Below are 13831 nucleotides of genomic sequence, written 5' to 3'. Positions count from 1 at the left end.
TGCCCTGCGGCTTCGGCTGTGGGGCTACATATTATAAAGATAAAACTGTGGGAGGTGGTGGACATGGCCGCAACACGTTTGATTGCGCTGCACAAAAATAAGGGGAAAACCGTTGTGGCCTGCTTGAAAAGCCGCACAGACTATGTGCAGAATCCAGATAAGACCGAACAAGGTGAACTGGTAAGCTGCTACGAGTGTAGCCCTCTGACAGTCGATGAAGAATTTATGCTTTCCAAGCGGCAGTATGAACTTGCTACCGGGCGCAGACAGAAAAGCGACATCATCGCCTATCAAATTCGACAGTCTTTCAAACCCGGTGAGATCACCGCCGAGGAAGCCAACAAGGTGGGCTATGAACTTGCCATGCGGTTTACCAAGGGCAAATACGCTTTTATCGTTGCCACCCACACAGACCGGGAGCATATTCATAACCACATTATCTACAACTCCACTGCACTGGACAGCACCCGGAAATTCCGGGATTTTTTCTTTTCCGGTCTGGCCGTGCAGCGGTTGAGCGACTTGATTTGTCTGGAGCATCAGCTCTCTGTTATTGAAATAAAGCCCTACCGGGAACGGCAGAAACGTACCCTCTATCCACCCAAAGAAAGCAATCGTGACCGTCTATGCAGCGTGATCGACACCATTCTGGCCGGCAAGCCTAAAGGCTACGAAGATTTTCTGCAAAAACTGGAACAGCAGGGCTATGAAGTCAAACGCGGAAAATACACTTCCGTCAAGGGCGCACGGCAGAAGCGGTTCATCCGCTTCAAAACGCTGGGTGCTGGGTACAGCGAGGATGAACTGAAAGCTGTGATTGCTGGAAAAGCCGAACACCGTCCGCGCCAGAAGCAGACGGTGAAAGAAAAACCGTTCAATCTTCTGGTGGATGTGCAGGCAAAGCTGGCCGAGGGAAAGAGCTGCGGCTATGCGCAGTGGGCGAAAAAATATAATCTGAAAGAAATGTCCAAGACGCTGATTTTCTTGCAGGAGCACAAAATCGGCAGCGTAGCGGAAATGCAGGAGCGCGTGAACGCTGCTACTGCTCGCTATCACGAACTGGGCGATTCAATCAAGGCAGCAGAAACACGGATGGCGGAAATTGCTGTGCTGAAAGCGCACATCGTCAACTATGCCAAGACCCGGCCTGTTTATGATGCCTACCGCAAAGCCGGGTACAGCAAGCGGTTTCTGGAAAGCCATCGTGCGGAGATCACACTGCACAAGGCCGCAAAAGCCGCTTTCAATGAATCTGGCCTGAAAAAGCTGCCCAAAGTGAAAGAACTGGACGCAGAATATTCCAAGCTGCTGACAGAGAAGAAAGCAGCCTACCCGGATTACCGTAAAGCGAAAGACGAGGTGCAGGAACTTCTTCGTGCGCAGCGTAACGTAGATTTGTTCTTTGCCGAAGAAAAGAACCCCACCGAAAAAGCACAGTCCCGATAAACGATGACAGCCTAGGATTCTTCCTTGTGGGAGAGTCCTAGGCTGTCCTTTTTGTTATAGAAGCGTTTTGAAAAAACGCGCAGCCTGCATCGGCACGATGCAGAATAAAGGGGTTTGGGCACAGCCCAACAAGCATTTTGAATTTAGATTTGAAAAATCCGATTCAAAAATCGCAAGTTGGTACCAACTTGCCCTGCTTGCTGGTACAATGTCATCGATGAAACAAAAATAGTTTCATCAAAGACGGTTATATGGTTGTGCCGATTTCCAAAACATAGTAATATTGAAGTACTAACTGGGGCTGAAAGTGGCAAAACTGCTTGCTTGGTTTCCATTCAGGAATTACTAACAGCGTAGACCGTCCGTTCGCTTCGTAAAAGATTCAATGTTTTGATTGGTTGGGTCGGCACAACCGTTACCCGTGTCAACAACGCGCCTGTTACTTTTGCGAAGAAGCGAAACTGCCCTGAAAGGAGAGGTGTATATGAGTTATTGTCCGGTAGCTGGAATTGATGTCAGCAAACAATTCAGTGATATGTGCATTTTGTCGCCAGACAACAAAATCTTTGCGCAAGAAAAGATTTATCACGACGAAACATCGATAAATCGAGCGAACGCCCTACTCCAAAAGGCTGAGCGGCTTTTTTTCAGTAAGCCTGTTATTGTGATGGAGTCCACCTCACACTACCATTTGATCCTCTTTCAATTTTTCTCAGAGCATGGATATGACGTGATCGTGGTGAATCCACTTCAAAGCAATTCGATGAAGGACTTCTCTATCAGAAAGAGGAAAACCGATCGTGTGGATGCCTTCAAACTGGCAATGATGTATCGAACAAAGACATTGCGTCCTTCCCAAATTCCTCAAACGGCAACGCGTGCGCTACGCCAGCTCTGCAGACATCGTGCGGAATTGTTGAACGACGTTTCGAGTTATAAAAACCGATTAACAGCCCTTTTGGATCAGACCTTTCCAGGCTATGATAAGGTCTTTTCCGATGTGGGAGGCGTCACTTCCTGCGCTGTGCTTGTACGTTTTCCAACGCCGACCATTTTGCTTGTAGAGGAAGAATCAGAACTGGTTGAAGTGATTGCTGCTGCAAGCAAGTCTGGTTATAGTTTTGCTAAAAAGAAAGCCGGATTGCTAATCTCCGCAGCACAAAAAGCGCAGACATTGGGGATTCATTCATGTGCCGATGAAACACTCATTGTGTGTACCATTCAAATGCTTCGTACATTGTCCGAAAGTGTGCTTCAAATAGAAACCGCAATAGATAATTTGATGGCTCAGATAAAAGAAATGCGAAACAACGTTTCTTTACTGCAAAGCACCCCTGGTATTGGTAGTCATTCGGCAGCCCTTTTACTAGGAGAAATCGGAGATATCTCGTTGTTCAAGAAGCCGAAACAGCTTGCAGCATATTTTGATTTAGACCCAACAGAGCGGCAATCCGGATCATTCAGAGGAACAAAGAACAAGCTCTCAAAACGTGGCTCTCCCTATGCAAGAGCTGCACTTCACATGGGAGTGGTTAATTCGATTTGTAAGCGCAGAAAGGACTCTGCAGCGAACCCCGTACTGCTCAGTTATTATGAAAAGAAATGTAAAAACAAACCGGCAAAGGTTGCTCAAGCAGCGTCAATGCACAAACTGGTCTTTATAATCTTTGCAGTCTTGCGTGACCAGAAGCCCTTCGAACTGAAAACGCCAGAGCAGCATGCTGTTGAACAGGGATTTGTAAAAGCAGCCTGAAGTTTTTGAGAGATTCAAGCCCTGAAGCAAACACAGGGCCTTATTTGGTATGCGAAAAATTTGAATTTGGCATCTTTCACTGCCCTTGTTCTTTACTTGGTGTAAGCGATGGCAGAGTTATAAGCAGTGAATGCTGAACACAAACCGTTCGATTTTGTTCTTATCAGCCACACGTGCTATTGACTTTGCTTAATTGGTCTATCGAAACCCTACCTTCTATTTCTCCCTCTACTAATACTACAATCTGGAAAGGGTAAAATGGCTGTATCCGCAAAGAAAAACAGAAAAAGGCCACGGCTGAACCTCCATTCATGGTGTGATCCATCATGGCTCTGGCTACACAAGGAATACAAATTGACTTTTCCGGGTTGGTGTTGTAAACTGTTATTAGCTTTAGCTAACCATAAGGAGGGCGCTCATACATGACAAATCAATACATGAATAATCTTTATCGTGATCTGCTCTCTAATTCACCGCAGACGATCACCATAGATATTCCGACAGACATGGGAACCGGTCAGATTTCGCAGATCGTCACGAAACAGGGAGCAGTTGTTTCAGACTGGAGAATGAATTACTTTTCGGATATGAACGTGCAGGGAGTGAGCAGTGAAGAATACATACAAATGCTGTTCTGCTTCAATGACGGCGTTTCCTGGAATATTGCAGACAACCGGCAAAGTGCCAGCATACAAAAGGGTGAATCCTGTATTTATCGCGGCCACGGGAAAATGGAATATCTGTGCTATTCTAAAAAGAGCGATTTCCTTTTCAAAAATGTGAAAATACCTCTATCCTATTTCTATAAGATTCTGAATGACTACTTTGAGGCTGGTGAGATCGAGGTCTATCAGAAAAAATTATTGGACGGCATATCAAAGGTGAATATCACGCCCTATATGGAACACATTTTTGCGGAGCTGCAAGACTTCACGCAATATCGCGGCGGGTTGGGATACCTGTTTCTGGAAAGCAAGGTCTTTGAGTTGTTGTCGGTATATTTGAGCGAGGTCCTGGAGCTGAGTATTCTCGCGTCAACCTACGTTGCAATTTCCAGAAGTGACCGGGATTCCATCATAGAGGCAAAGCGAATTATTGACAGCCAGCTTGCCCTGGCTCCGAGCTGCGAGGAATTGGCGCGGCAGGTCAATATCAGCACTTCAAAATTGACGAAGGGCTTTTCCTCCCTGTTCGGAACATCGGTTCATGCGTATGTCATCGACCAGCGGTTAGAAAAGGCGGCAAGCCTGCTGTTAGAAAGTAATTTGAATGTCAGCCAGGTGGCTATACTGGTGGGATATTCAAAAGCGAGCAATTTCGCAGCGGCGTTCAAAAGGAAATACGGAGTGAATCCGAAAAACTATAAAGCAGAAGCTACGATTGGATAAATGCAAAAATACTGATTTTGGGTAGAATAAAATTGGTTTTGGGTTGGAATCGTGGGCGCAAATTGCTATTATATGTGGTGTGATTAGAGGAAGCTAACCACACCACATTTTCATTTTCTCAGAGATAAGGAGGATACTGGTATGAGTTCCCAGAAAAAAAGTTCCCGGCTTGAGGGAAAAGATTTAATTACTATCGGCATCTACACCGTCATCTATGTCGTGATTGTTATGCTGGTGGCGATGCTTGGCTTTATCCCCGTTTTTATTCCGCTGATGGCGGTGCTGTGCCCTTTGATTGGCGGCATCCCCTATATGCTGTATGTTACAAAGGCTAAAAAATTCGGGATGACTGCAATCATGGGTTTCCTGATTGGCCTAATCATGGTGTTCTTCGGCAACGGCTATCTTACTATGGTAACTGGTCTCGTTGGCGGCCTGTTGGCCGACGTGATCCTGAAAAAGGCGGACTACAAAAGTGCAAAGAGCACAGTTTTTTCCTGCGGCGTGTTCAGCATCTGGGTGTTTGGCAACTTTGCTCCCATTTTCCTGAACCGTGAAAGCTATATGGTAATGTTGACTGAAGGATACGGCGCTGAATATGCAGCTACCCTTAATACATATATGCCTATGTGGATTGCGCCTATTCTGCTGGTTGCCTGCTTTGTGTTTGGCCTTGTCGGAGGTGTGATTGGGAAAGCCATTTGCAAAAAGCACTTCCAGCGTGCCGGTATTGCATAATGGCGCGGGAAATTCTGCTCAGCAAAAAAACAGAACAAGGGTTACGGCTCGATCCGCGTACAAAACTGTTGCTCATCTTCATCATAAGCATTTTTGTCATGGGTGGAACAGGCGGAGAAGCTATGGGGCTGATCCGCCTTGTTCTTTGTACGGTTCCGGCTATATTGCTGCTTACCTCGAAACAATGTGCAAAAGCTGTGGGCTATATTGCTGTGTTTTCTGCTTTTTATGCTGTTCAAATTTATGTTTTGCCGCACCTTACGGGAATATTGAATTTCCTCGTTCTGTTTACAACAGGATTCTTCTGCCGAATCCTTCCCAGTGTTGCGATTGCTGCCTATGCAGTGAAAACAACAACGGTCAGTGAATTGATTTCCGGCATGGAAAGAATCCATATGCCTAAAGAAGTGACGATCCCCTTAACGGTCATGTTCCGCTTCTTTCCAACTGTCTTTCAGGAGTCAGAAGCAATCAGTGACGCTATGAAAATGCGTGGGATTAAACTTGGAGGGAAAAAACCTTCAAAAATATTGGAGTATAAGCTGATCCCGATGATTACCTGCTCCGTGAAAATCGGTGAGGAACTTTCCGCCGCGGCAATTACCCGTGGCCTCGGTGCTCCTGTCAAACGCACAAACATTTGCCAGCTTAAATTCAGTTTTGCCGATGTGGTGCTGATCTTGTTTTGTTGCTTTGTAGTGGTTTGGGCGATTGCTTCCCCGATAATTTCCGCAGGAGGGATTTTGCCATGATAGATTTTCAAAATGTTTCTTTTTCTTATGGTGAAGAGTCCAGCGGCGGAGGGATTAGAAATGTCAATCTCACCATAAACACAGGGGAATTTGTTTTACTCACGGGAGAATCCGGCTGCGGGAAAACAACGATTACCCGTTTGGTAAACGGGCTGGTGCCTCATTATTACGAAGGTAATTTAGAGGGCGATGTCCTTCTGGACGGAAAAAGCGTATCAGATACGCCGCTTTATGACTTGGCTGCTATGGTGGGATCTGTATTCCAGAATCCCAAAAGTCAGTTTTTCAACGTGGATACGGATAGTGAATTAGCCTTTGCCTGTGAAAATTTAGGCTATCCCCAGGAAGATATCCTGAAAAGGATTGACCGTACAGTTTCCGATTATCATATTGAAGATTTGATGGGGCGAAGCGTGTTTGCTCTGTCCGGGGGCGAAAAGCAAAAAATAGCCTGTGCTTCATCAAGTGTATTGCTACCGGGAATTATGGTCCTTGACGAACCATCTTCTAATCTGGATATGGCTGCTATTGATGACCTGCGGCAGGTCTTGAGCCTCTGGAAAAAGCAGGGCAAAACAATTCTGATTGCAGAACACCGCCTTTACTACCTTCACGATCTTGCAGATCGTGTGCTGTATGTAAAAGATGGGGAGATTGAACGGGAATACACGCCTGCTGAATTTGACAGTTTATCGGATAGCACTCGAAAAGAAATGGGGCTGCGGCCGTTTTCTCTCTCGAAGTTGAAACCCGCGAATCAGTATCAGGCGCATACAGCTAAACTGATGGAATTTCAAAATTTCTGCTTTGCGTATAAAAAGCGGGAACCGGAAAGCCTCCATATTCCGAGTGCTGAACTGCCTGTTGGAGAAACGATTGCCATTATCGGCCTGAATGGCGCTGGAAAATCTACTCTGGCCCGCTGTATTTGCGGACTGGAAAAGAAGTGTGGCCTTTTGCAGGTTGACGGGAAAACCCTTGATTGGAAAGCCCGGCTCAAACATTGCTACATGGTAATGCAGGATACCAGCCATCAGCTATTTACCGAAAGCGTGACGGATGAAGTGCTTCTGAGCATGGACAACGAGGATGAAACTGTTGCAGATGAAATCCTTAAACAGTTTGATCTGCTGGAATATAAAGACAGGCACCCGCTTTCTCTTTCCGGCGGGCAAAAACAGCGGGTAGCGATCGCATCTGCCATTGTGAGTAACCGGGAGATCATTGTGTTTGACGAACCAACCAGCGGGCTTGATCTCAAACATATGCGGGAAGTTGCGCGGAGTTTGAAGTCACTCGCGGATCAGGGCAAAACGCTTCTTATTATTACGCATGATCCGGAGTTGGTGATGGCGGGATGTTCGTATGTAGTCCATATGGAAAAAGGGCAAATAAAAGAAAGCTATCCATTGGACGAATCCGGCAGTAAAAAGGTTTTGGATTTTTTCCGAATCCGCCAGTGAATTTTAGAAATTATGAATGTCAGGGCCGCCTTGACTGGACAGAAAGATAATGATAAGAGGCCGCTTTACTTTGGCGGCCTCTTGTTTTTGAAGCACAGACAGTACGGCTCAATATAAGGAGGGCTTATGTTCAAAAAAATCTTTGAGTACGCAGGGCCATATAAGAAAAATATGTATGTGGCCACGGTCGTTGTACTGGTCAGTGTTCTGCTGGGTGTTTTTCCCTTTGTGCTGGCATATCAGGTAATTGCACCGCTGGTCATGGGGGAGGCAATCACTGCTTCCTTTATCATCCAGCATGTCATACTGGTCTTGGTATGTCTGGTGCTGCAAGCTCTTTTCTATGGCTGGGGCCTGAATCTCTCTCATAAAGCAGCTTATGACACGCTACTCCGCCTGCGGACGGCTCTGCAAAAACGGTTTGAAAAACTGCCGCTGGGTGTTATTCAGGACAAAGGCACTGGCACCGTGAAAAAGCTGTTCGTGGACGATGTAGACAGTCTGGAAGTTCTGCTGGCACACTCTATGCCGGAGGGCATCGCCAACCTGATGGTTCCCATTGCAGTTTATGTGGCAATGTTCTTTGTAGACTGGAAGCTGGCACTGTTATCTTTGGCATCCATTCCGCTTAGCTTAGTTGCCATGATGACGATGTATTCCGTTGGTATGAAGAAAATGGGACCTTACTATATGGCCGGGCAAAAGATGAACAATACCATTATTGAGTACATCAACGGTATGGAAGTCGTCAAGGTTTTCAATAAAGACGCAGATTCTTACGAACGGTTCCGCAAAGATATATCAGATTATCGGAACTATACACTGGCATGGTATAGGGCGGCATGGCCGTGGATGGCGATTTACAGCAGCCTGCTTCCTTGTACCATCATCCTGACCCTGCCTGTGGGTGCATGGTTTGTCCTCTGCGGCTGGTCGGCTCTGCCCAATTTGATTTTGGTGCTGTGTCTTTCTTTGAGTATCGGTATGCCGCTGCTGAAATCTCTTGGCTTTCTGCCAACCATGCCCCAGCTCAACTATAAAATCTCCGCATTGGAGCAGGTGTTGGATGCGCCGGAACTTCAGCAGACGAATGATAGATTCCATGGAATAGATGACACCGTTACTTACGACCATGTTTCTTTCGCTTACCAGACAACACAGCCCGGCCCGGATGGAAAGCCCGCGGTGGTTGAGGATGAAGTTCTCCATGATATTTCCTTTACGGCAAAGGCTGGACAAAAAACTGCTCTTGTCGGTGAATCTGGCTCCGGCAAGAGTACCTTGGCAAAACTGCTGATTCACTATTATGACCCGCAAAAGGGCAGCATTTCCATCGGCGGACAGAAACTTTGCGATATGAGCCTTGAAGCATTGAACAGTCGTATCTCCTATGTGGCGCAGGATCAGTATTTGTTTAATACTTCTCTGCTGGAAAACATCCGGCTCGGTCGGTTGACTGCAACGGATGAAGAAGTAATAGAGGCCGCAAAGAAAGCTCAGTGCATGGAGTTCATTGAAAAACTTCCGCAGGGCATTCACTCCATGGCAGGCGATGCCGGAAAAATGCTCTCCGGCGGTCAGCGTCAGCGTATTTCTCTGGCGCGAGCAATCTTAAAGGATGCCCCCATTGTAGTTCTTGATGAAGCAACAGCCTATGCTGACCCCGAAAATGAAGAAAAGATGGAAGCAGCCATTGCAGAACTTGTAAAAGGCAAGACCCTCGTGGTGATTGCTCACAAACTGCCCGCCATTATGAATGCCGATCAAATTTGTGTCATCGACCACGGAAAATTGGTAGCAGCGGGTAAGCATCAGGATTTGATTCGCTCCTGCCCTGAATATCAGAAATTGTGGAAAGCCGCACAGGACAGTGCCGAATGGAAAGTACACACTGCAAAGGAGGGAGCCTAAATGTTTGCGATGTTTTCAAGAATTTTGAAACTCTCCGGCCGTTATAAAGGCCGTATTCAAGGTGCATTCGTTTGTGCGTTTTTGGAATCCATTTTGTCAAAAATGCCAATCGTTCTTGCCTTTGTAGTTTTAAGCCGCTTTGCAGCTGACACACTGACCAGCCAGACTTGCCTTTATATCGGCCTTGGACTTGCCGCAGCAGTGTTGGTGCAAATGCTTGTTCATTACCTCAGCGACAGCCTGCAAAGTGCCGCAGGATATTTGATGTTTGCGGATAAACGCATGGAACTGGGCAGCCATCTGCGGAAACTTCCGATGGGCTATTTTACTTCCGGCAACATTGGCAAAATCAGCTCTGTTCTTAGCACGGATATGGTATTCATTGAAGAAGTCGCTATGAGTACGCTGGGCAACATGATGGGCTATCTGCTGTCCTCCTTGATTCTGCTGGTATTCATGTTTTATTTGAACGTACAGCTTGGTTTGATTGCTGCCGCCGTCACGGTTCTGGCATGGCTGGTGTCAAAAGGAATGAACAAGGTTTCCCTGCGGGAAGCCGCAGAGCGGCAGGAGCAGAGCGAACGGCTGACCGATGCGGTGCTATCCTTTGTGGAGGGCATTGGCGTCATCAAGAGCTACAACCTGCTGGGCGAAAAATCAGAAGAATTGACTGACAATTTCCAGCGTTCCAGAAACACCTCCCTTGCTTTTGAGCAGAAAATGACACCATGGACAATGAGTCTGAATATCCTTTACGGCATTGGTATTGCGGCGATTTTCGGCTTGTCGATTGTATTGGAACAGCGCGGCGCACTTCCGCTGGCCTATGTGCTTGGTGTTCTGCTGTTTGTGTTTGACCTCTTTGGACCGCTGAAAGCTCTTTATGGGGAAGCATCTCGCCTTACCGTTATGAATGCAGCTCTTGACCGCATTGAAGCAGTCCTGAATGAGCCTGAACTTCCCGACACGGGCAAGCAGCATCTTCCTGCACAGGCACAGCCGGGACAGCCAGAAGTTCAGTTTAACGATGTTGTATTTGCTTATCAGGACAAAGAAGTTCTGCATCATATCAGCTTTGCCATGAAGAAAGATTCTATGACTGCTTTAGTCGGACCTTCTGGCAGCGGAAAGTCTACTATTGCCAATTTGCTGGCTCGGCTTTGGGATGTAAAATCTGGCAGCATAATAATAAGAGGTATGGACATTCGGAACGTGCCTTTGGCAGAGCTGATGGAGCAGATCAGCATGGTATTCCAGCGAGTGTACTTATTCCAAGATACCATTTACAACAATATCAGCATAGGCAAACCGGACGCCACAGAGGAAGAAGTCTATGCAGCTGCTAAGAAGGCCCGCTGCTATGATTTCATCATGGCGTTGCCTGATGGATTCCAGACCGTAGTTGGTGAAGGCGGTGCTACACTCTCCGGCGGTGAAAAGCAGCGCATCTCGATTGCACGCTGCATCTTGAAAGATGCCCCTATCATCATTTTGGATGAAGCTACCGCAAGCGTAGATACTGATAACGAAAGCTATATTCAGGAGGCCATCTCGGAACTGGTAAAGGGCAAGACAATTCTCGTAATCGCCCACCGTCTGAATACCATCCAGAATGCCGATCAGATTTTGGTCATTGACAACGGCCAGATTGCACAGCAGGGCACGCACGAAGAACTTTTGAAGCAGCCTGGCATTTATCAGGAGTTTGTCAACATCCGAAAGAATGCGGCTGGATGGAGCCTTGCTTAACAAAATTCAGCGTATGCGATGCGGAGCATTAAATGTCTGTGAGAAGTTGTTCACCAAAGATTCTAGAAGAATTCTATGCAAAAAATTGAAGTTATTGTTCGTATCACGAAGGGCCACTGCCCTCCTCAAGAGCAGACGATTTTTGAGTGGATTGAAATGAACCGTGCTGCGCCAGACACTTTGAATTATCCCGGTCTGGAAATAAACTTAGAACACCGTCGTGTTTTCAAAAACGGACAGGAAGTGTACATGAGCCGTTACGAATATGGCGTTTTAAGTTTAATGGCACGGCATCCGGGGCAATTGTTTACAAAAGAGCAGATATTTGAAGCCGTGTGGCATCAGGATAGTGAAAGCTGCCTGACTGCTGTTACCAATACAGTTGGACGCATCCGGCAAAAAATCGAGGATGATAGAGCTGCACCTGTCTATATCCGAACGATCTCCAACCTCGGCTACCAATTTATGCCGAACATTTCAGTGAAAAAAGATTCCTTATAACGATAAAAGCCATACTCAATGGGTAACTTAAACCTTGAGTATGGCTTTTATCGTTAGCTGGATAGATAAAAATTGACATCCTTGCAATCGGAAATAATCTTTTCTAAAATATAGAAAAAAGATTTTAGGAGGCGGTAAGATGCAATCCTTCGAAGATGTTCTGAGAGAGTTTGAAGATTTTTTGCAAACGGCATCCTATTTAGAGGTTCTCCCATGTCAATGGGGGTATGTACGGCTTTTTAATGAGGGTGCTCCTATCAACTTCTACGCAGTCTTATGCCGTACCCCACAAGAACTATATGATACGCTAGAAAATGATCTTGCCATTGAAAAAGAGGTTCAAAATCCACAACGAGACTGATTACGAGAAAATTATTGTGTAATTCGTTTGCTTTTCGTGCGCTTTTATTGAGTGGCCTGATAGAATATTGCGTATTCGGACAAGAGAACGCCAGAGAGGGTCGTAACGTCCCACTCTGGCGGCTTAGGTGTTTTTGTTCTGTTCTGAAAGTTCTGTCAAATGGATTGCAAGTGACCTTGTGGCGTCCAACAGAGTTTTTCGCATTTCTGGAGGACAAGCAAGATAAATCGATTCCAACTCTCGGCATTCATGCTCTGCTTCTGATAGGTTCGGGTTGATAACCGAATCCAAGGAAAGTGGCAGAACATGGAGAATTGCACTTAAAATGTCAAAAGAAGGATTCTGTTTTCCATTTTCAATATTGGCGATATACTTCACCGAAACATTACTTTTCAGTGCCAGTTGCTCTTGTGTCATTTTCATCGCTTTTCGGACAGCCTTTATATGCTTCCCCAGAGCGATTGCATCCGCATTCGGCATCATCATCACCTCAATAGTATTGTATCGTTCTTGCGGAAAGAGCGGTATAACATCATCGTTCCCGCGATTTTGTCCTATTGTGCCGATTTTTGCGTTTCCCGGTCGAGTTATAAAAAAACGGTAACTCGTCCGGGCGATTTCACGCGCTATTCGATCACAGTTGCCGTTTGTGGAGGTAACTGTGATTTTTTATTGGGGTAACGCATCAAAAAAAGCCTGTCTGTTGCTGTAGACCAGAATGCCAACAAACCGGCACAATTGTTCTACTTCACCACCCACAATCGTGCCGATATGCTGTACTGCGCCAGCTTCCCTCAATGGGAGGCTGGCGTTTTTGCGCTTTTAAGGGCAAGGTGTCGTGGGCCACCACGATCCTTTTTGTCCGAATGCTCACATTCCGTAAAATAACTGGAGGATTATTGATAATGAAATCGACCTATTTGCTTCCGTGGTTCAAGATGACCACATGGTACTTCCGACTGTCTCGATTGCTGGAAGTTTCCAACGTCAAAAAGCGCACCAAAAATCATAGTGCTGATGCCGACCGTATTTTCATGTTGGTGAAAAATCATGTGCTGGCCGTATCCGGCATGGGAGATGAAGCTCCGCCCACTCCCGGCGGAAGAAACGGAGGGAGTGATGTATTATGATCCTGCTGCAACGGGTGAACGAATCCAAAACCTCCGAAAAGACCGTGAAGTGACACAAGAACAGCTTGCCATCGACCTGAACATCAGTGACCGCTACATGAGAAATCTGGAGAAGGGTGAGAAAGTTCCGTCTGTCGACCTCTTTGTGGAGCTGCGGGAGCGATTTGGCTCCTCGCTGGACTACATCGTCTTAGGTGTGTCTGCGTCCCAGCGGGAGCAGGAACTGCAAGATCAGCTGCAAATGCTCCGCAAAGAACTGAAAGAAATGCAGCGGCGGATTCTTGTTATGCTGGAAATGCTGGGCGAATCTGCTTGATCAAACGCTTTACTGTTGTAAACCGGAACGATTGGTTCCGGTGAAAATGGCAAAACCGGAACTACTGGTTCCTAACGAGAACTTCAGTTTTCAGGTACACTATGGTCACAGCAAGGGCAGCCCCCCTAACAGGGGACGACAAACCCGAAACTGTACCGTGTACCTTGAAAATTGAAGAAGCAGCTTTTCGGCACTTCCAGACAATGAAACTTCCGTAATTCGCGGCCCGGCCATAAAGAAGGCGGGGTGGCTGAGATGCCAATGGAGCGGTGCAAATCCGCCGCCGAAAAGTTCCCAACTCCGGGGTGTCGAGGACAAATAGG

General features: G+C 46.6%; 13 protein-coding genes. 12 read left to right on the top strand and 1 reads right to left on the bottom strand.

Translation table 11 applies throughout. The annotated features are described in order from the left end of the window. The first annotated feature begins 63 nt into the window (after positions 1-63). From ACNQFG_RS12655 to ACNQFG_RS12610, 10 genes are all read left to right on the top strand, one after another. Positions 64-1446 (top strand): relaxase/mobilization nuclease domain-containing protein, encoded by a 1383-nt coding sequence (locus ACNQFG_RS12655; RefSeq protein WP_423405162.1) that lies wholly within the window; start codon positions 64-66, stop codon positions 1444-1446. A gap of 484 nt (positions 1447-1930) precedes the next feature. Continuing rightward, positions 1931-3199, top strand: coding sequence for an IS110 family transposase (locus ACNQFG_RS12650; protein WP_423405161.1), 1269 nt, complete (start codon positions 1931-1933; stop codon positions 3197-3199). 422 nt (positions 3200-3621) lie between these two features. After that, positions 3622-4587, top strand: coding sequence for a helix-turn-helix domain-containing protein (locus ACNQFG_RS12645; protein WP_154255331.1), 966 nt, complete (start codon positions 3622-3624; stop codon positions 4585-4587). Positions 4588-4728: 141 nt separating this feature from the next. After that, entirely contained in the window at positions 4729-5325 is a 597-nt protein-coding gene (locus ACNQFG_RS12640; protein ID WP_423405160.1) for an MptD family putative ECF transporter S component, read from the top strand. Continuing rightward, positions 5325-6077 carry an energy-coupling factor transporter transmembrane component T gene (locus ACNQFG_RS12635; protein WP_423405159.1) on the top strand — a complete coding sequence of 251 codons (753 nt, stop codon included), beginning with the start codon at positions 5325-5327 and terminating at the stop codon, positions 6075-6077. Before ACNQFG_RS12640 ends, ACNQFG_RS12635 begins: the two co-directional genes overlap by 1 nt. Then, positions 6074-7540 carry an ABC transporter ATP-binding protein gene (locus ACNQFG_RS12630; RefSeq protein ID WP_423405158.1) on the top strand — a complete coding sequence of 489 codons (1467 nt, stop codon included), beginning with the start codon at positions 6074-6076 and terminating at the stop codon, positions 7538-7540. The genes ACNQFG_RS12635 and ACNQFG_RS12630 overlap by 4 nt, the downstream gene beginning before the upstream one ends. Positions 7541-7666: 126 nt before the next feature. Continuing rightward, positions 7667-9451: an ABC transporter ATP-binding protein gene (locus ACNQFG_RS12625; RefSeq protein WP_423405157.1), complete on the top strand. Its 1785-nt coding sequence runs from the start codon at positions 7667-7669 to the stop codon at positions 9449-9451. Continuing rightward, positions 9452-11200, top strand: coding sequence for an ABC transporter ATP-binding protein (locus ACNQFG_RS12620; protein ID WP_423405156.1), 1749 nt, complete (start codon positions 9452-9454; stop codon positions 11198-11200). A gap of 75 nt (positions 11201-11275) precedes the next feature. Further along, positions 11276-11701: a winged helix-turn-helix domain-containing protein gene (locus tag ACNQFG_RS12615; RefSeq protein ID WP_423405155.1), complete on the top strand. Its 426-nt coding sequence runs from the start codon at positions 11276-11278 to the stop codon at positions 11699-11701. Between the two features lie 139 nt (positions 11702-11840). Beyond that, the gene (locus ACNQFG_RS12610; protein ID WP_423405154.1) at positions 11841-12062 is read left to right on the top strand and encodes a hypothetical protein; all 222 of its coding nucleotides are present in this window, start codon (positions 11841-11843) and stop codon (positions 12060-12062) included. 123 nt (positions 12063-12185) lie between these two features. Here the strand turns inward: ACNQFG_RS12610 and ACNQFG_RS12605 are convergent, their stop codons facing one another. Beyond that, complete coding sequence (locus tag ACNQFG_RS12605; protein WP_423405153.1) at positions 12186-12548, bottom strand: helix-turn-helix domain-containing protein; 363 nt, start codon at positions 12546-12548, stop codon at positions 12186-12188. Between the two features lie 419 nt (positions 12549-12967). Between ACNQFG_RS12605 and ACNQFG_RS12600 the strand changes: the two genes are divergently transcribed. Further along, complete coding sequence (locus tag ACNQFG_RS12600) at positions 12968-13192, top strand: hypothetical protein (protein WP_005939514.1); 225 nt, start codon at positions 12968-12970, stop codon at positions 13190-13192. Then, a complete protein-coding gene (locus tag ACNQFG_RS12595; RefSeq protein ID WP_097793462.1) occupies positions 13113-13508 on the top strand; it encodes a helix-turn-helix domain-containing protein in 396 nt (131 codons plus the stop codon). The genes ACNQFG_RS12600 and ACNQFG_RS12595 overlap by 80 nt, the downstream gene beginning before the upstream one ends. Positions 13509-13831: the final 323 nt, after the last annotated feature.

The organism is Faecalibacterium prausnitzii (assembly GCF_049532945.1).
Classification (GTDB): Bacteria; Bacillota; Clostridia; order Oscillospirales; family Ruminococcaceae; genus Faecalibacterium; species Faecalibacterium prausnitzii_N.
Note: the sequence above shows the minus strand (reverse complement) of the source record. Positions and strands in the feature narration are given on the sequence as shown.